The sequence below is a fragment of the Mycobacterium sp. GA-2829 genome (genome assembly GCF_001499965.1).
GTDB lineage: Bacteria > Actinomycetota > Actinomycetes > Mycobacteriales > Mycobacteriaceae > Mycobacterium.
The window spans coordinates 1-17,894 of sequence record NZ_LQIT01000027.1; the positions used below are offsets into that span (position 1 = coordinate 1).

At 69.7% G+C, this 17,894-nt stretch carries 19 protein-coding genes; 12 read left to right on the forward strand and 7 right to left on the reverse strand.

The window, feature by feature from the left end:
- Nucleotides 1-238: 238 nt before the first annotated feature.
- The 3 genes from AU194_RS17015 (at nucleotide 239) to AU194_RS17025 (ending at nucleotide 2,544) form a co-directional block, all read left to right on the forward strand.
- A complete protein-coding gene (locus AU194_RS17015) occupies nucleotides 239-772 on the forward strand; it encodes a hypothetical protein (protein ID WP_059090426.1) in 534 nt (177 codons plus the stop codon).
- A gap of 258 nt (nucleotides 773-1,030) precedes the next feature.
- Nucleotides 1,031-1,738, forward strand: coding sequence for a TMEM165/GDT1 family protein (locus AU194_RS17020; RefSeq protein ID WP_059090427.1), 708 nt, complete (start codon nucleotides 1,031-1,033; stop codon nucleotides 1,736-1,738).
- Between the two features lie 407 nt (nucleotides 1,739-2,145).
- Complete coding sequence (locus AU194_RS17025; protein ID WP_059090497.1) at nucleotides 2,146-2,544, forward strand: secretion protein EspR; 399 nt, start codon at nucleotides 2,146-2,148, stop codon at nucleotides 2,542-2,544.
- Nucleotides 2,545-2,600: 56 nt separating this feature from the next.
- Here the strand turns inward: AU194_RS17025 and AU194_RS17030 are convergent, their stop codons facing one another.
- The 3 genes from AU194_RS17030 to AU194_RS17040 are packed head-to-tail and all read right to left on the reverse strand — an operon-like array spanning nucleotide 2,601 to nucleotide 5,118.
- On the reverse strand, nucleotides 2,601-3,668 hold the full coding sequence (locus tag AU194_RS17030; protein ID WP_059090428.1) for a hypothetical protein: 1,068 nt from the start codon (nucleotides 3,666-3,668) through the stop codon (nucleotides 2,601-2,603).
- Nucleotides 3,665-4,156 (reverse strand): ImmA/IrrE family metallo-endopeptidase, encoded by a 492-nt coding sequence (locus AU194_RS17035; RefSeq protein ID WP_059090429.1) that lies wholly within the window; start codon nucleotides 4,154-4,156, stop codon nucleotides 3,665-3,667. The genes AU194_RS17030 and AU194_RS17035 overlap by 4 nt, the downstream gene beginning before the upstream one ends.
- Nucleotides 4,157-4,182: 26 nt before the next feature.
- Nucleotides 4,183-5,118, reverse strand: a complete 936-nt coding sequence (locus AU194_RS17040) for a hypothetical protein (protein WP_059090430.1) — start codon at nucleotides 5,116-5,118, stop codon at nucleotides 4,183-4,185.
- Between the two features lie 214 nt (nucleotides 5,119-5,332).
- On the opposite strand from AU194_RS17040, the gene AU194_RS17045 reads away from it, so the two are divergent.
- The 6 genes from AU194_RS17045 to rraA are packed head-to-tail and all read left to right on the forward strand — an operon-like array spanning nucleotide 5,333 to nucleotide 9,210.
- Nucleotides 5,333-5,989, forward strand: coding sequence for a DUF6474 family protein (locus AU194_RS17045; RefSeq protein ID WP_059090431.1), 657 nt, complete (start codon nucleotides 5,333-5,335; stop codon nucleotides 5,987-5,989).
- A gap of 19 nt (nucleotides 5,990-6,008) precedes the next feature.
- Nucleotides 6,009-6,533, forward strand: coding sequence for a copper resistance CopC family protein (locus tag AU194_RS17050; protein WP_059090432.1), 525 nt, complete (start codon nucleotides 6,009-6,011; stop codon nucleotides 6,531-6,533).
- Nucleotides 6,509-7,450, forward strand: a complete 942-nt coding sequence (locus tag AU194_RS17055; protein WP_059090433.1) for a CopD family protein — start codon at nucleotides 6,509-6,511, stop codon at nucleotides 7,448-7,450. Before AU194_RS17050 ends, AU194_RS17055 begins: the two co-directional genes overlap by 25 nt.
- Before the next feature lie 60 nt (nucleotides 7,451-7,510).
- Nucleotides 7,511-7,927, forward strand: coding sequence for a hypothetical protein (locus AU194_RS17060; RefSeq protein WP_059090434.1), 417 nt, complete (start codon nucleotides 7,511-7,513; stop codon nucleotides 7,925-7,927).
- Nucleotides 7,928-7,972: 45 nt separating this feature from the next.
- Nucleotides 7,973-8,734 carry a MerR family transcriptional regulator gene (locus AU194_RS17065; protein WP_059090435.1) on the forward strand — a complete coding sequence of 254 codons (762 nt, stop codon included), beginning with the start codon at nucleotides 7,973-7,975 and terminating at the stop codon, nucleotides 8,732-8,734.
- Nucleotides 8,731-9,210, forward strand: coding sequence for a ribonuclease E activity regulator RraA (gene rraA, locus AU194_RS17070; RefSeq protein WP_059090436.1), 480 nt, complete (start codon nucleotides 8,731-8,733; stop codon nucleotides 9,208-9,210). Before AU194_RS17065 ends, rraA begins: the two co-directional genes overlap by 4 nt.
- Before the next feature lie 2 nt (nucleotides 9,211-9,212).
- On the opposite strand, the gene AU194_RS17075 is transcribed toward rraA, so the two are convergent.
- Nucleotides 9,213-10,688, reverse strand: a complete 1,476-nt coding sequence (locus AU194_RS17075) for an NAD(P)/FAD-dependent oxidoreductase (RefSeq protein ID WP_059090437.1) — start codon at nucleotides 10,686-10,688, stop codon at nucleotides 9,213-9,215.
- A gap of 76 nt (nucleotides 10,689-10,764) precedes the next feature.
- Here AU194_RS17075 and AU194_RS17080 point away from each other — a divergent pair, with 76 nt between their 5' ends.
- Together AU194_RS17080 and dinB are read left to right on the forward strand one after the other, a co-directional pair.
- On the forward strand, nucleotides 10,765-11,394 hold the full coding sequence (locus AU194_RS17080) for a TetR/AcrR family transcriptional regulator (RefSeq protein ID WP_059090438.1): 630 nt from the start codon (nucleotides 10,765-10,767) through the stop codon (nucleotides 11,392-11,394).
- Between the two features lie 24 nt (nucleotides 11,395-11,418).
- Complete coding sequence (gene dinB, locus AU194_RS17085) at nucleotides 11,419-12,633, forward strand: DNA polymerase IV (RefSeq protein WP_059090439.1); 1,215 nt, start codon at nucleotides 11,419-11,421, stop codon at nucleotides 12,631-12,633.
- A 4-nt stretch (nucleotides 12,634-12,637) separates the two neighbouring features.
- On the opposite strand, the gene AU194_RS17090 is transcribed toward dinB, so the two are convergent.
- From AU194_RS17090 to AU194_RS17100, 3 genes are read right to left on the reverse strand one after another with little or no spacing between them, the layout of a single operon-like run.
- Nucleotides 12,638-14,872 carry a catalase gene (locus tag AU194_RS17090; protein ID WP_059090440.1) on the reverse strand — a complete coding sequence of 745 codons (2,235 nt, stop codon included), beginning with the start codon at nucleotides 14,870-14,872 and terminating at the stop codon, nucleotides 12,638-12,640.
- A 57-nt stretch (nucleotides 14,873-14,929) separates the two neighbouring features.
- On the reverse strand, nucleotides 14,930-15,937 hold the full coding sequence (locus tag AU194_RS17095) for a PHP domain-containing protein (protein ID WP_059090441.1): 1,008 nt from the start codon (nucleotides 15,935-15,937) through the stop codon (nucleotides 14,930-14,932).
- A 35-nt stretch (nucleotides 15,938-15,972) separates the two neighbouring features.
- Nucleotides 15,973-16,539: a TIGR03086 family metal-binding protein gene (locus tag AU194_RS17100; protein ID WP_059090442.1), complete on the reverse strand. Its 567-nt coding sequence runs from the start codon at nucleotides 16,537-16,539 to the stop codon at nucleotides 15,973-15,975.
- Nucleotides 16,540-16,610: 71 nt separating this feature from the next.
- Between AU194_RS17100 and AU194_RS17105 the strand changes: the two genes are divergently transcribed.
- A complete protein-coding gene (locus AU194_RS17105) occupies nucleotides 16,611-17,468 on the forward strand; it encodes an LLM class F420-dependent oxidoreductase (protein ID WP_059090443.1) in 858 nt (285 codons plus the stop codon).
- Nucleotides 17,469-17,894: the final 426 nt, after the last annotated feature.

Genomic DNA, 17,894 nt, shown 5'->3' on the forward strand with positions numbered 1-17,894 from the left:
TTCCTAACCGGTTGGCCTCCCCCCCCCCGTCGGCCCTGGGCTATCTCGGGGGTTTGCGCAATCCCCTTTCCAACCGGGGCCCGGGCGCTCTTTCGCGGGGCGCCCCGTCTGCGTTCTGCGACCGTTCACCACGCGTTAGCACTCGTGCGGTCTTGCGTGCCAGCGCGGTGCTACCGCATGCTTTCCTGCACGACCCACAGGTGTGTCGGTTGATGAATACCGATGTCTCGGAGGCGCTATGGAGGCAGGGTCCGGTCGGGCGATCGAAATCGCGCCCTTTCATTCCGGCGGTTCACTCAAGGGCTTCGTCGTGTCGGGACGCTGGCCGGACTCCACCAAGGAGTGGGCCCAGCTGCTGATGGCCACCGTCCGCGTCGCCTCGCTGCCCGGATTGCTCTCCACCACAACGATTTTCGGGGTGCGCGAAGAGCTGCCCGACGAACCCGAACCGGGCACCGTCGGCCTGGTGCTCGCCGAGGGCACGGTCATGGGCGACGCCGCGGTCCCGCCCGGCTACTTCGCCGAGCGTCAACCGCCCGCCCTGCTGATGCTGCACCCGCCGTCGGAGACCACACCGTCGCTGCCCGAGTGCAGCGGCGCGGCATCCGGATGCGTGCTGCTGCCGGGTCTGCCGCACCTCGGTCTCGAACACCGGGCGGCATGGGTGGAGGCCGAATCGGACGGCACCGTCACCTCGATGGTCAGCCGCGTCGGCGTCGACCCCATCAGCCACCCGGACACCGCGGTGCTGGCCATGCTGCTCGCCGCCTGACGGGTCCCGGAAAGCCGCGAACACCGCTACCCGAACGGGAGAATACGGCTTCCCGAAATCGCCTGCGGCGCTGGCATACGCCGAAACGCGCGGCTATGGTCGATGTCGTCAGCGAAGGGGAGTAGCCCCGAATCGTCGTGTCGACATACTGGCCTGCGGGCCCGGCCGGCGAACCGCACCCTCGGTGGGCGAGACCTTCGACTCAGACGCTGTGGTGTCCCAGCGACGCCGCGGCGACGTGTCGAAAGGTGTGCGAAGATGCTCGGCGCCGTCCTGGTCAGCCTCGCAGTCGTGTTCGTCGCCGAACTCGGTGACAAATCCCAGCTCATCACGATGACCTACGCGCTTCGCCACCGGTGGTGGGTGGTGCTCTCGGGTGTCGGTGTCGCGGCGATGCTCGTGCACGGCCTGTCCGTCGCGATCGGCCACTTCCTCGGTGTCACGCTGCCCGAGAAGCCCATCGCGTACGCCGCGGCCGTCGCCTTTCTGCTCTTCGCCGTGTGGACGTGGCGGGAGGGCCGCAACGCCGACCACGACGAGGCCGTCCGGGTCGCCGAACCGCGGTTCGTCATCCCCGCGATCATTTCCTCATTCGTGCTGGCCGAACTCGGCGACAAGACCATGCTGGCCACGGTCGCGCTGGCCAGCGACCGCGACGCGATCGGCGTCTGGATCGGCGCGACGATCGGCATGGTGCTGGCCGACGGCGTTGCCATCATCGTCGGGGCAATGTTGCACAGGAAACTGCCGGAGGGCTTCCTGCACGCGATGGCCAGCGTGCTGTTCCTGCTGTTCGGACTCTGGATGCTGTTCGACGCCGCCCTCGGCTGGCGGCTGGTGGCGCTGGCCGTGACCGGTACGACGGCCGCCGCCGTCCTGATCGTCGCCGTCCTGCGGACGGTACGGGCCCGCCGGACGCCGTCGGCATCCCAACCTTCGCGCGAATCGTCGTCCGAAGCGGCCTGAGCCGCCGCCGGCAACGTCCCCACCACCGCGAACCGCCCGTCTTATCCCGGTTCTGCGGGCATTCTGGGCGCGTCGCATAACCGTTGAGCAACACGGGCAAACGCACGATTTCGTCACACTGCGCCCCTCGATTGCGCCCCCAACGACCCGTTCGATTGCTGGGAGCCACCTGAGAGGGGGCCCAGCACAGGGTATGCTACGGAACCGTTATTATTTGCCTCCGACCATTGTTGCGAGGCCCCCCGAGAGCACATAACCGCTGTTCGGCGTCGTTTCAATAACCAAGTGAGCGAGCCGACACGAACATTCCCGCGGTTTGCACTTGGTTGGGGGCATAACTCTCGCTACGATGGTCAGCAAATACGCCGCTTCTTTAGCCCGCTCGTCCCCCAGTGGAGGTCATTTCGATGAGCAAGACGTTCGCCGCCCGGCTGAACCGCCTGTTCGACACGGTTTATCCGCCCGGCCGAGGCCCGCACACGTCCGCGGAGGTCATCGGGGCTCTCAAGTCCGAGGGCATCACGATGTCGGCGCCGTACCTGTCCCAGCTGCGCTCCGGCAACCGCACCAATCCCTCGCAGGCGACCATGGCCGCGTTGGCCAACTTCTTCCGAATCAAGCCGGCCTACTTCACCGACGACGAGTACTACGAAAAGCTCGACAAGGAGCTGACGTGGCTGGCCAACATGCGCGACGAAGGCGTCCGCCGCATCGCCGCCCGCACGGTCGGGTTGTCCCCGGAGGCCCAGCAGGACATCGTCGCCAAGGTCGATGAACTGCGCCGCAAGGAACACCTGGACGACTGATCACCCGCTGCGGCGGCGGGTGGCGAAGGCAGAGGTGTTTGCTTAGAGCGAACGGGTCAGCGAGCGGTGCTCACGACCCCTCGATCGAGCGCGCGGTACTCCCGGGCGATCGCCAGTATCCACTCCCGATCCGAGTACTGCTCCGGTTGACGTAACCACCGGTACCCGGGAAAGTCCGAGCCCTGGTGGATCCAGGTCGCGATGGCCCGTGCCTGGTCGGTCGGGCTCACGTCCGGCGGCGGGTCCTCACCCGCCGACTGTCCGCCCGCGGTCGCCTCGAGGAACAGCGCATCGGAGATCAACGACATCCGTTCGGCCACGCGGAACACCAGCGGACCGTGCGGTCGGACGCCGATCCCGACGTCGGGCTGGCGGCGGCCGAGTTCGGCGAGCAGCGGGGCGATGATCCGCAGTTCGCGCCGCGCCCCGAACCAGTCCTCGATGCTCGGCAGCAGCGCCCCGACCGCCACCGTGACCATCGCGCACCCGATCAGCGTGGCGCCGGTCCCGACCCCGATCGCGTCGACGACGCCGATCGCGCGGAGCAAAAACAGGACCGCGACCACGACGATCAGCGTGATGCCCAGAGTGAACACGAACAGCGCCCGGCCGCGCCTGGTGCCGCTGGAGTGGCGCAGCCCCGACCACATCACCAGCATCAGCGCCAGCGCCACGTAGAGCAGCGGCAGCAGCCACGAGGCGCCGGCCGAGCCGAGATTGCGGCGCAGGTACTCCTCCGGCGCCATCTCGGGCTGCCTGCCGTCGGCGAAGAACAGCACGAGGCTCAGCGCGGCAACGACACCGGCGAGCGCATACTGCGCGACGGCGATGTTGCGGGTCACCGCCGAAGTGCGTGCCGACGCGACGGTCGTGATCATCACGCAACTGCCCGCCGCGCACCCGATGAGCGCGACCTGGCTGAGCGCCATCGCGATGTTGGGCCACCGCACCACCGTGTTCACCAGCAGCGTCAACGGCTGCCAGTTCAGCGCCGCGACGGCCGCGAGGTTGCCCAGCGCCAGGATCATCGCGGTGCTCACCAGCGACTGCTTGTTCACCAGCGCCCAGCCGATCCGCAGACCGGTGGCCAGGCCGAGGAGTCCGGCGATCCCCCAGACGATCAACCGAAGGCCTCCCCGAGACGGATCTGCAGGATCGAGGAACGGTCACACGGCAGCCGGCCGAGACGGTAGAGCAGCAGGGCCGCGAAGTCCTCGGCCTCCTGTTCGGCGTCCTCCCCGCTGGGCCCCATGCAACCGGTCCGCTGGTTGAGCATGTAGCCGATCAGTTCTGCGCTGGCGACCTCGGTGTTCTGCCGGGCCGCCTGGACCACCGGGATGCCCTCATGGCCCAGCACCAGGTGACCCAGCTCGTGGGCGAGGGTGCGGTCCCAGGCGGGTAGCCCCTGCTGGATCAGGAACTCGTCGTGGTCGGCGTACTGGCGCCACTGGCCGCAGACGCCGGGCGGTAGGTGAGCGGTCTTGATCTCGATCGGTCTGCCGCGTTCGGCGCTGACCGCCTGCACCAGACTGGACAGCGAGACCTCGCCGCGCCGCGGCGCGAGATCCAGTACCGAGGTGACGGCGCGTGTGACCGCGCGGGTCGTTGGCATGTGTCCCCCTTTCCGACGTGCGGACGTCAGTTCATGAAGCGTGCGATGGTCTCGGTGCGCAGGGCCCGGCCCGCCCTGGCCTGCCGGTATCCCGCGAGCCCGCCGAGCCCGGTCAACGCGAGGATGCCCGCGGTGCCCGGTACGGCCACCGCCGCGATCTGGCCGACACCCGCGGTGCGCAGGTATTCGCCGTACCCGGTCCGGAAGCCGGCCGGGACCGCCGCGGGGTCACCGCTGCGAACGGGTGGTGGTTCGGGTCGGCGCTGAGTCGGACGTTGCGCGGGCCCGCGGCGGGGCGGTGCTTCCGGCGCTGCGCCGCCGGGTGCGGGTCCGCGAGCGGAGGCGCCGGCGGCCGATCCCAGACCCGCGGCGGCGGGCACCGGGATCGGCGGCACCGCGATCACCGGGACGGCGATCGGCGCCATCGGTGCCACCACGGGTAGTCCGGGTGCCGCGTCGACGACGCTCGGGGCGATGGGGCCGGGTTCGTCGAGTTTGGGCGGCAAGACCTCGGGAGCGTCGTGGTCGCTGTCATTGGCCGGCGGCGCGCCCAACGACGGGGTCGTCGTCTCGGTGGTGGTCGTGGTCGTCTTGCTGCTGGTCGTGGGACTCGTCGTGTCGGTGGTGGGCGTCAGCTCCGAAGTGGGGGCCTCCGTGGTCGGCTCGGTCGTGGGTTCGGTGAACGACTCCTCGTCCTCCTCGTCCTCCTCGTCCGTCTCCTTCTCGGTCTCCTCGGTCTTCTCGGTCGGCGGGTCCTGGTCGCCGGATTCCTCGACCGGTTTGGTGCGGGAGGTCTTCGTGGCGGTGGCGGAGTGCTCGCGAGTGGCGGGCGGATCGGCGCTGCCGGCCGTCGGATCGGTGTCGTCGGTGCCTGCGAGCGCCAACGCACTGCCCAGACCCATGAGGGACAGGCCGACCGCCACCAGGCAGGCCGACGCGGCGACGCGTACCCGCGATCCCACCTGTCACCGCCCCTCGAACCGCATCCGGATGGCGTGCCCCAGCCAGATGTGACGATTCTCGCACAAAACCGGGCGCGCGTTTGCTAGTGAGATGAATCGGTCGACCGTCGCGGGGCGCGGGCGTCGCCGCGGCGCCTCCGCCCGCTAGGGTTGGAGTGCACCGATGCGGCCACGCGTAGCGGCTGCGCGACCACAGACCGGAGGGTAGCGGGGTATGGGTTTGTTCAAGCGACGCAAAAGCCGCGCTACCCGCCGAGCCGAGGCCCGTGCGATCAAGGCCAAGGCGAAGCTGGAAGCCAGGCTCTCGGCCAAGAACGAGGCCCGTCGCTACAAGTCCGCACAGAAGGCCGAGACGCGGGCGCTCAAGGCCGCCCTGCGCGCCCAGCGCGACAGCGACCGCACCGCGCTGAAGGTTGCTGAAACGCAACTCAAGGCGGCAAAAGAGGGCAAGCTGTTCGCCCCCGGCCGCATCCGGCGCGTGCTCACGGTCGCCCGACTGCTCGCCCCGGTCGCGGTGCCGCTGGTGTACCGGGCGTCGATCGCGGCGCGCGGCTACGCCGACGAACGCCGCGCCGACCGCCTCGGCGTCCCGCTGAGCCAGCTCGGGCAGTTCTCCGGGCACGGCGCCGAGTTGTCGGCGCGCATCGCGGGCGCCGAACAGTCGGTGCGGCTCGTCGCACAGAAGAAACCCAAGGACGCCGAGACCAAACAGTTCGTCGCCGCGATCACCGAACGGCTCAGCGACCTCTCCGCGGCCGTCACCGCCGCGGAGAACATGCCGACCACGCGCAGGCGCGCGGCCCACGCCGCGATCGCCGAACAGCTCGACGGCATCGACGCCGACCTGATGGCCCGCCTCGGCGTCGCCTGACGCACCGAAAGTTTCTCGCATGCAACGGTTTTCCCGATTGGTCGCGGCTGCCCTCACGGCGCTGGCGCTGGTCGCCCTCGCCCTGACCGGCGCGCAGACCGCCTCGGCGCACGCGGCGGTCGTCAGCACCGATCCCGCCGACGGGGCGACACTCGCCGCGGCGCCCGGTCAGGTCAGCGCGACGTTCAACGAGACGATGCAGTCGGCATTCGCCGCGATGACCGTCGTCGGCCCGGACGGCAATCTGTGGTCGACGGGTGGGGCACGTGTGCAGGACACGGTCGTATCTGTGGACCTGCGCCCCCTGGGCCCGACGGGCCGGTACACGGTCAACTACCGCGCGACGTCGGCGGACGGCCACGTGGTCACCGGCTCGTGGTCGTTCGAGCTGACCGTGAGCGGTACCGGCACGCCGGGGCCGTCGGCCGCGCCGCTCGCGCCGCCGCCGCAGCCCGGCGACGACATGCCGGTGTGGCCCTTCATCGTCGGCGCCTGTGTGATCGTCGGGGCGGGCGCCTGGTGGGCGGCGCGTCGCCGGACGTGACCCCGCGGGCGGTGCTCGGCGGTGTCGCCGTCGTCGCCGCGACGTCGATGGCGGCGTACGCACTGGGACAGCCGCAGAACGCGCTCGGCCTGACGTCGGCCCGCGCGGTCGCAGACTGTGCGGCCGTCGTCGTCCTCGGGCTCGCGGTGGTGCCACTACTCGACACCGGCCGACACCGCGCTGTGCTGCTCCGGTCCGCGGGGATGCCGCTGACCGTGGGCGCCGCGGTGTGGCTGCTCGCCGAGCTGGTGCGGTCGGTGGTGACGGGCGCGCAGGCCGCCGCGGTCGGTGTGCCCACCCTCGGCGTGCGGACGTATCTCGACTTTTTGCTCCTCACAGGCGTCGGCCGCTCGGCGGCGCTCAGTGCGGTCGCGGCTGCCGCGGTCTGCGTGCTGGCGCTCGCCGGGCCGCGCACCACGCCGGTCGCGCTGGCCGCCACCGGGACGGCCGCTGCGGGGCTGGCGGCCAGGACGCTGGTCGGGCACCTGGCCGAGGATCCGGTCGGCGGGGTGGCCGTCGCGGTCCACGCCGTGGCCGCGGGGCTGTGGTGCGGGGCGTTGCTCGGTCTGCTGGTGACGGTGTCGCACCGCGGCCAGTGGGCGCGGGTGCTGCCGCGGTTCTCGGTGCTGGCGCTGTGGTGTGTCGGCGCGCTGGCGCTGGCCGGCGCGGTCGGCGCGGTGGTCACCGTCAGCTCCCCCGCCGCCCTGCTGACCACCGGTTACGGCCGCATCCTCACCGCGAAACTGCTGGTGACCGTCGCGCTGGCGGGCCTGGCCTATCACCACCGCAGCCGGTGGCTGCCCGCGGCGCGGGCCCACCGCGCGGGCGCCGGGCTGTCACGGACGAGGTCGCAGTGGGAACTGGCGGGGATGGCGGTCGCGTTGACGCTCGCGGCGGCGCTGGCCGTCACCGGGTGAGCCGCCGCAGCCACCTGGCATGATGGACGGGTCGCCGAACCCGAAAAGGAGCAGTTGTTGATGGCAGACCGCCAGGACGGGTCCGACGAGCAGCCCGCCACCCCGGCCGAGACGCCCCCCGCGCAGAAGGTCCCCGCGAAGAAGGCCCCGCCGGCCAAGGCGGCGAAGAAAGCCCCGGCGAAGAAGGCCGCCAAGAAGGCTCCGGCGAAGAAGACTCCCGCCAAGGCCGCCAACAAGGCGCCCGCGAAGAAGACCGCCCCGCCGAAGCAGACCCCTCCGCCGCCCGCTGACCTGGTCCGCGCGGCCGAGGAGGCCGCCGCCCAGGCCAAGGCCGCGGTCGCGACCGCGGACAACCCGGTCTCGGGACCCGCTCCGGTGCCGGTCGACGCCGCCGCCGCCAACCGGCTGCCGATCGCCGCGGCGGCCGCCGCGGCGCTGCTCGTCCTGCTCGCCGTACTCGTCGCCCGCCGCCGCTGATTTCCTCTTGACTCTGACGCCACGTCAGGGGCGATAGTCGGCGTCATGGAGGACACAGCCGCCACCGTCGGGACGGTCGCCGCGCTCACCGGTGTCTCGGTGCGCACGCTGCACCACTACGACCACATCGGGTTGGTGGTGCCGAGCACCCGCACCGCGGCCGGTTACCGCCGATACACCGACGCCGACGTCGAACGCCTGCACCTCGTGCTGGTGTACCGGTCTGCGGGGCTGCCGCTCGAGAAGATCCGCACCCTGCTCGACGATCCGCGGGCCGACGTCCTCGCCCGCCTCGAACACCAGCTCGAGGTACTGCACGAGCACGCCGACCGCATCCGGCACAGCATCAAGGCGGTGGAGGAACTGATGAACGCACGCCGCGAAGGCATCCAATTGACCGCGCAGGAGCAGGTCGAGATCTTCGGGAGCACCGCGCACAGCGACGAGTACGCCGACGAGGCGCGGCAGCAGTGGGGTGACACCGACGCCTGGCGCCAGTCACAGCAGCGGGCGGCCGGGATGACCAAGCAGGACTGGATCGACGTGCGCGACGAGGGTGAGGCGCTGCTGGCCGACCTGGCCGCGGCGAAACGCGCCGGCGTTGCGCCAGGCAGCCCGGCCGCCGACCGCCTCGCGCGGCGCCACCGCGCATCGATCGAGCGGTTCTACGACTGCGACGACGTGATGCAGCTGTGCCTCGTGCAGATGTACCTGGCCGACGAGCGCTTCACCCGGTACTACGACGACCGCGAGGCGGGGCTGGCCCGGTATCTGCACGATGTCGTCGTCGCTAGCATCGACCGGTGACCATCGAATTCCGCGCCACGGCCGACCTCGTCGACGACATCGGACCCGACGTCCGCAGTTGCGATCTGCAGCTCCGCCAGTTCGGCGGCCGGACCGAGTTCGCCGGCCGGATCACCACCGTGCGCTGCTTCCAGGACAACGCGCTGCTCAAGTCCGTGCTGGGCGAACCCGGCGACGGCGGCGTGCTGGTGATCGACGGCGACGGCTCACTGCACACCGCGCTGGTCGGCGACCTGATCGCCGCGCTGGGCCGCGACAACGGTTGGAGCGGCGTGATCATCAACGGCGCCGTGCGCGACGCGTCGACGCTGCGCACCCTCGACATCGGGATCAAGGCGCTGGGCACCAATCCGCGTAAGAGCACGAAAACCGGTGACGGACAACGGGATGTCCCGGTCGAGTTCGGCGGTGTGACGTTCACGCCCGGCGACGTCGCCTACAGCGACGACGACGGCATCGTGGTGGTCTCCCCGTAGCGTCAGACCGAGATCGCCTCGGGCGCATGGCGCTTGCTGAACTGCAGCGCGCCGTCGTCGAGCTTGGCGTTGCGGATCACCCGCAGGTCGACGAGGTAGTTCTGCTTGAGCCGCCACGGCGCCTTGCCGCCCGACTTCGGCAGCTGGTCGAGCGCCCGCTTGATGTATCCCGACGTCAGGTCGACGAACGGCAACCGCTCGACGTCGCTTCCCGGTTCGCGCGGTTCGACGGCGTCGTAACCCTTCTTGTCCATGTAGCGCAGCAGGCGGCTGACGTACTCGGAGGTGAGGTCGGCCTTCAGCGTCCACGAGGCGTTGGTGTAGCCGAACGTGAACGCCATGTTCGGGATGCCCGACAGCATCATGCCGCGGTAGGCCACGGTGTCGGCGAGGTCGACCGGCTCACCGTTGCGCAGCACGTCGGCGCCGCCGAAGAACTGCACGTTCAAACCCGTTGCGGTGACGATGATGTCGGCCTCGAGGCGCTCGCCCGACTTCAGCTGGATGCCGTCGGCGGTGAAACGTTCGATCGCGTCGGTGACGACGTCGGCCTTGCCCTTGCGGATGGTCTTGAACAGGTCGCCGTTGGGGGCCAGGCACACGCGCTGATCCCACGGCTTGTAGTCCGGCGCGAAGTGCCGGTCGTAGTCGTAACCCTCCGGCAGGCGGCGTTCGGCCATGGTGCGCAACGCTTTCCGGAACACGTTCGGCAGCATGCGGGCCAGCTGGTACTGCGTCATCGCGCGCAGGATCGCCTTCCACCGCACGGCGACATAGGCCGGTTTCTCGGGCAGCAGCTGGTAGGCCTTCGCGGCGAACCCGTCCTTGTCCGGCAGCGAACCGATGTAGGTGGGGGTGCGCTGCAGCATCGTCACGTGCCCGGCGCCGGTGTCGACGAGCGCGGGGATCAGCGTGATCGCCGTTGCGCCGCTACCGATCACGACCACCTTCTTGCCCTGGTAGTCGAGATCCTCCGGCCAGTGCTGCGGGTGCACGATGGTCCCGGTGAAGTCCTCGGCGCCGGGGAACTCCGGTGCGTACCCCTTGTCGTAGTCGTAGTAGCCGCTGCAGGCCCACAGGAAGCCGGCGTTGAGCTGGATCCGCTCACCGCCGCGCTCGATGCTGAGCTCCCACTGGTTGTCCTCGTCGGACCAGTTGGCGGCGACGACCTTGTGGCCGTAGCGGATGTGCTTGTCGATGCCGTTCTCGACGGCGGCCTCGTTGAGGTAGTTCCAGATCGACTGCCCGTCGGCGATGCCCTGGTCGGTGGCCCACGGCTTGAAGTGGAAGCCGAGGGTGTACATGTCGGAGTCCGACCGGATGCCCGGGTACTTGAACAGGTCCCAGGTTCCGCCGAGCGTGTCGCGACGCTCGAGGATCGCGTAAGTCTTGTCTGGATTCTGGCGCTGCAGATGCCAGGCGGCGCTGATGCCGGAGATCCCGGCTCCGATGATCACGACGTCGACAAAGTCAGTCATGCTGTAAAGCTATCAACACCTTGTCGACAGCGTCAACAGTGTGTTGAGAAATTCGACGCGGTGTAAAGTAACCGCCGTGACCACCGCCAGCCAGGCCCGCACCGCGCGCGGCCGCCGATCGGCCCGTCCGTCGGGCGACGACCGCGAACAGGCCATCCTGGCGACCGCCGAACGCCTGCTCGAAGAGCGCTCGTTCGCCGAGATCTCGGTCGACGACCTGGCCAAGGGGGCGGGCATCTCCCGGCCCACGTTCTACTTCTACTTCGGGTCCAAAGAGGCCGTGCTGCTGACGCTGTGGGAGCGGGTGATCCGGGAGGCCGACGCCGCACTGGAGGCCGCCGCGGCCGCGGCCACCCCGGACAACGTCTGGCGGCCCGGCATCAAGGTCTTCTTCGACACCTTCGGCGGTCACCGCCACGTCACCGTCGCGGCGTCGGGTTCGGACAACGCCGACATCCGCGAGGTCTTCGCGACGTTCATGCAGAAGTGGATCGACTTCACCGCGGCGACCATCGAGGCCGAACGCCGGCGCGGCGCCGCCCCGGAGACGCTGCCCGCCCACGACCTCGCCACCGCACTCAACCTCATGAACGAACGCACCCTGCTCGCCGCGTTCGCCTCCGAGACCCCCGGTATCCCGGCCGACCGGGTCCTCGACTCGCTGGTGCACGTGTGGACCTGCGCCGTCTACGGGGAATGCCGCTGACGCGTCGGACCGCCATGCGAACATATGTTCGTGTCGGCGCACGACCACGCGCAAGCGAGCATCCTGCACGCTGACCTCGACTCGTTCTACGCCTCGGTCGAGCAGCGGGACGATCCCGCGCTGCGCGGACGGCCTGTGATCGTCGGCGCCGGCGTGGTGCTGGCCGCCAGCTACGAGGCCAAGGCCTACGGCGTGCGCACCGCGATGGGCGGCCATCAGGCCCGCGCCCTGTGCCCGCACGCCGTCGTCGTCCCGCCGCGGATGGCGGCCTACTCGCAGGCCAGCGCCGATGTCTTCGAGGTCTTCCGCGACACCACTCCCCTGGTCGAACCGCTGTCGGTCGACGAGGCGTTCCTCGACGTGTCCGGGCTGGGCCGGGTGTCGGGCACCCCGGTGCAGATCGGCGCACGGCTGCGGGCCCGGGTCCGCGACGAGGTCGGGCTGCCGATCACGGTCGGCATCGCCCGGACGAAGTTCCTGGCCAAGGTGGCCAGCCAGGAGGGCAAACCCGACGGGCTGCTGCTCGTCCCGCCGGACCGGGAGCTCGCCTTCCTGCATCCGCTGCCGGTCCGACGGCTGTGGGGTGTCGGCGAGAAGACCGCCGCCAAGCTGCGGGCCCACGGCATCGAGACGGTCGCCGACGTCGCCGAACTCGGCGAGTCGACGCTCTCCGCGATGGTCGGCGGCGCGATGGGGCATCAGCTCTACGCGTTGTCGCACAACATCGACCGCCGCCGGGTGGTGACCGGGGTGCGCCGCCGTTCGGTGGGTGCGCAGCGGGCGCTCGGCCGCCGCGGCAACAGCATGTCCGCCGCGGAGGTGGACGCGGTGGTGGTCAACCTCGTCGACCGCATCACCCGCCGCATGCGCAACGCCGGCCGCACCGGGCGCACGGTCGTGCTGCGGTTGCGCTTCGACGACTTCAGCCGCGTCACCCGCTCGCACACCATGCCGCGCACCACGGCCTCGACCGATGCGGTGCTCGCCGCCGCCCGCGACCTCGTCGCCGCCGCGGCGCCGGAGATCGCCGCGCGCGGGTTGACGCTGATCGGGTTCGCGGTGTCCAACATCGACCGCGACGGCGCCCAGCAGCTCGAGCTGCCGTTCGCCCAGGCCGACACCGGCGCGCTCGACGCCGCCGTCGACCGGGTGCGCAGCCGTTACGGCAACCTGGCCGTCACCCGCGGTGTGCTGCTCGGCCGCGACCCCGGTTTGGAGATGCCGACACTGCCGGACTGAGGGGTCACGCCGGGACGACCCGGCTCCACACCCGGTGCCGGCCCAGACTCTCGATCAGCGCGGTGGCCAGACCGGCCGGCTCGGGCGCCTCGAGTACCCCGTCGACGTCGGCGGTCACCCCCGCCTTCGCGAGCAGGTCGGCACCCTGGGGAAGCACCCCCAGGGCCTTGAAGTGCCGGAACGCCTCGTCGACGAGGATCTTCGCCTGCACGGTGGCCGGTGAACCCGCCAGCACGAGGCCGTCGAACTCGATGGACCGCGCGGTGGCGTAGGTCCGCGAGATCGGCACGCTGCCGCCGTCGTGGTCGAGGGTGCCGCCGTGCGGCGCGATCACCAGCGGCACCAGGTCGGCCTCGCCGAGCGCGTCGACCAGCGCGGCCACGGCCGCGACGTCCGAGTCGGGCCCGGTGAGGATGCCGATCATGCGGCCCGCCACCGGCCACGTGGCACCGATCTGCGACACCGCCGGGCTCAGCACCTCGGGCTCGACCGGCGGCACCGTCGGCGCGGGCGGTTCGAGTCCCAGCCCCGCGGCCACCGTCGCGCACAGGTCCGCATCGATGTTGGCCAGCACCGCCAGCTGACGCTCCTTGATCGCCTGCTCGTAGCACTTGCCGAGCTCGAACGTGTACGCCTCGGCGACGTGGGCCTGTTCGGCCGGGCTCAAGCTGCGGTAGAACATCGTCACCTGCGTGAAGTGGTCGTCGTACGACGCAGGCGCACCACGTAGTTTCGTCGCTTCGGCGACGACGGCGGGCGCCTCGATGAACGCGCCGGCGTCGGCGCCCGCGAAGAACGGGCAGCCGCCGTCGAGCGAATTCGGTTTGTACGGCGCCACTCCGGGGTGCACGCCGTGCTGGTGGAAGCCGTCGCGGAACATGTCGTTGACCGGGGCGTGCGGCCGGTTGATCGGGATCTGCCCGAAATTCGGCCCACCCAGCCGGCTCAGCTGGGTGTCGAGGTAGGAGAACAACCGGGCCTGCAGCAGCGGATCGTCGGTGACGTCGATCCCCGGTACGAGGTGGCCGGGGTGGAACGCCACCTGCTCGGTCTCGGCGAAGAAGTTGGTGGGGTTGCGGTTGAGCTGCATGGTGCCGATCACCTGGACCGGCGCCAGCTCCTCGGGCACGATCTTCGTCGGGTCCAGCAGGTCGATGGCCTCGAACATGTGGTCCGGGCTGTCCGGCATGACCTGCACGCCGAGATCCCACTCCGGGTAGGCGCCCTTCTCGATCGCGTCGGCCAGGTCGCGGCGGTGCAGGTCGGGGTCGACGCCCGCGGCGATCTGCGCCTCCTCCCACACCAGCGAGTGCACGCCCAGACGCGGCTTCCAGTGGAACTTCACCAGCGACGTCGACCCGTCGGGGCCGGTCAGCCGGAAGGTGTGGACTCCGAAGCCCTCCATCATCCGGTAGGAGCGCGGGATCCCGCGGTCGGACATGTTCCACATGGTGTGGGCTTGGGCCTCGGTGTGCAGGGATACGAAGTCCCAGAACGTGTCGTGGGCGCTCTGGGCCTGCGGGATCTCCCGGTCCGGATGTGGTTTGGCGGCGTGCACCACGTCCGGGAATTTGATGCCGTCCTGGATGAAGAACACCGGGATGTTGTTGCCTACCAGATCGAAGGTGCCCTCGTCGGTGTAGAACTTGGTGGCGAACCCACGGGTGTCGCGCACCGTGTCCGCCGAGCCACGAGACCCCAGCACCGTCGAGAACCGCACGAACACATCGGTTTCCGCACCGGACTTCAGGAACGCCGCCTTGCAGATCTTCTCCGCGGCACCGTTGCCGCGGAACGTCCCGTGCGCGGCCGCGCCGCGGGCGTGCACGGCGCGCTCGGGGATGCGCTCGTGGTCGAAGTGGGTGATCTTCTCGCGCAAGTGGTGATCCTGCAGCAGCGTCGGGCCGCGCACCCCGGCCTTGAGCGAGTGGTCGGTGTCGTACAGGCGCGCACCCTGCGCGGTGGTCAGGTACTCACCCTGCTGACCGCGGGCGGTCTGCGAGCCACCGACGGAAACACCTGTGGCCGTGCGCAAGTCGGGTCCGGACTGATCCGGCTTCGGCGGCAGCGGCTCCTGTGGGGCGGTCGGCTCCTCGAACGACGGCGGCTTCGAACCCGGCATACCGGGAATATAGCTCGTGCTGTGCTGCTGGACCCGTTCGGCGGCTTCGACGACCTTGTCCTTGGCGTCCTTGACGACGCTCTTGATCGTCTCTTTGGCTCCCCGGTCCTCGGCCATCGCAAACCCCTTGTTCGGCGTGAATGTCCCTGGGCAACTTCCCTCATGCCGTTCGGACTAAACGCCACCCGTCCATGCCAGCAGGTCGTCGGCCGACCACGTGTTGACGATCCGCTCGACCGGTACCCCGGCGTCGAGCGCCCGCTGCGCGCCGTAACCGAGGAAGTCGAGTTGGCCCGGTGCGTGCGAATCGGTGTCGATGGAGAACACACAGCCGATGTCGAGCGCGAGCGACAGCAACCGGGTGGGCGGGTCACGGCGCTCGGGCCGGGAATTGATCTCGACAGCGGTGCCGTGGTCGCGGCATGCGGTGAAGACCTTCTCGGCGTCGAACTTGGATTCCGGGCGGATACCGCGGTTGCCGGTGACCAGCCGCCCGGTGCAGTGTCCGAGCACGTCGGTGTGCGGGTTGGCGACGGCCTTGAGCATGCGGCGGGTCATCGCGGGTGCGTCCATCGCCAGCTTCGAGTGCACGCTGGCCACCACCACGTCGAGCCGCTCGAGCAACTCCTCCTCCTGGTCGAGCGACCCGTCCTCGAGGATGTCGACCTCGATACCGGTCAAAATGCGCAGCGGCGCAACGGTTTCCCTCAGTTCGTCGATCACGTCGAGCTGTTTGCGCAGCCGGTCGGGGGACAGTCCGTTGGCGATGGTCAACCGTGGCGAATGGTCGGTCAGCGCACAGTACTCGTGGCCGAGGTCGCGGGCGGCGAGCATCATCTCCTCGATCGGCGCCGACCCGTCCGACCAGTTGGAGTGCACATGCAGGTCGCCCTTGAGCGCCGCGCGGATCTCACCGCCGCCGAGATCGGTTGCGTTCTCCCGCAATTCGACCAGCGCGTCGGGTTCGCGACCGGCCCACGCCTGCGCGATCACCTTGGCGGTCTTCGGTCCGATCCCCGGCAGCGACTGCCAGGAGTTGGCGGCGCCGTGCCGTTCCCGTTCGGCCTCGGACAACCGTTCGACGATGTCGGCGGCGTTGCGGTAGGCCATCACGCGTCGGGAGTCCTCGCGGGCGCGGTCCTTGTAGTAGGCGATCTGGCGCAGCGCGGTGACGGGGTCCATGTCCCCAGTGTGCCCGCGCGGCGGCGTCATGCAGTTCAGGCGGGCCAGCGCGGATGGCGGCCGCTGCGGGCGACGATACGGTCGAGCACCGGCGCGTCGTCGGGGATCGGCACGGCCGGACCGAACAATCCCTCGGTGCCGGCCGGGTCGAACTGCGCGAGGTGGTCCAGACACGCGCGGGCGGTCGCCTCGTCGCAGTCGTACCGGCGACCGGTGGCCACTGCGAGGTCCCAGCCGTGGAGCACGACTTCGGCCAGCGCGACCGTGCCCGCGACGTCGCCGGGCAGATCGACGCCGCCGGCGCGGGTCATTCCGGTCCACGCCTCCCCGGCGCGCCACGCTTCGGCCAGGGCCGCCAACCGCTGCGGGTAGAGGCTGCGCCAACCCTCGTCGAGTGGGGCGTGTTCGTCGGGCGGCGTATCGGTCCATTCGCCGAGTTCTTTTCGGGCCGCCGCGGCGAAGGCCGCCGAGAGGCCGCCGATGTGCGCGAGGAGGTCGCGCACCGTCATGTTCGCGTTGGGTGTGGGGCCGTCCAGTGCGTCGTCGGACACCGTGCGCACCAGGTCTGCGGTTCGGTGGCACGCCGAGGTCAAGTTGATCATGTGCGTATGGACCTCCCGTCCGGGCAGAACTCATCGGCAGTTCACAGCAAATGTGACTACCGTCGGTCTACGTGCGATTCGCTTTCAAGACCTCACCGCAGAACACCACGTGGGCGGAGATGCTGCCGATCTGGCAAGCCGCCGACGACATCGACGTCTTCGAGTCCGGGTGGACCTTCGACCACTTCTACCCGATCTTCTCGGATTCGACCGGTCCCTGTCTGGAGGGCTGGATCACGCTGACCGCGCTGGCCCAAGCCACCAAACGCCTGCGCGTCGGCGTGCTGGTCACCGGCATCCACTACCGGCACCCGGCAGTACTCGCGAACATGGCTTCCGCGCTCGACATCGTCTCGGGCGGCAGGCTCGAACTCGGTATCGGCGCCGGCTGGAACGAGGAGGAGTCCGGCGCATACGGCATCGAGCTCGGCTCGATCCGCGAGCGCTTCGACCGCTTCGAGGAGGCCTGTGAGGTGCTGACGGGACTGCTCTCCCAGGAGACGACGTCGTTCGACGGCAAGTACTACCAGCTCAAGGACGCGCGCAACGAGCCGAAGGGTCCGCAGCAGCCGCACCCGCCGATCTGCATCGGCGGCAGCGGGGAGAAGCGGACGCTGCGCATCACCGCCCGCTGGGCGCAGCACTGGAATTTCGTCGGCGGCACACCGGAGGAGTTCGCCCGCAAGCGCGACGTGCTGGCGTCGCACTGCGCCGACATCGGCCGGGATCCGAAGGAGATCATGCTGTCGGCGCATGTGCGTCTCGGCGAGGATCGCGATTACCAGAAGGTGATCGACGAGGCCGCCGCACTGGGCGAAGAGGGCCTGGACCTGGCGATCATCTACCTGCCGCCGCCGTACGACACCAAGGTGTTGGAGCCGCTGGCGGAGACGATCAGGGACTCCGGACTCACGGTCACGAATCGATAACGAACAAGCAAAATCTCGGGACGGGGCCCGCCGAGTGCCGCACCGGCGGGCCTCCGTTTAGCTATACGCCGTACCGCACCAGTTCGGCAGGCGTGATCAACCGCTCCTGCTTGGCGGGGAACTCGCGGCTCTTGACGGGGTGACGGAACAATGACCAGGCGATTCGACCCACCCGGGACCGGGTTATCGGGCTGATGTACACGGTGATCACTCCTGCGATATACCAATAGCTAGATCGTGGGCAACCTTATCGCAAAACCCACATCAAGTCATTAGAGATCGTCGCCTCGGCAAACGCCGTCAGGCGCGCCGACGAGAACCCGCCGAGTTTCTGGTGTGACGGCTGTGACTCGCGAGAGCTCGACTGTGCGGTGTCATACGCGCCACGCCGTGACAGCCGTATGGCACCGCACAGTCGCGGCGAGA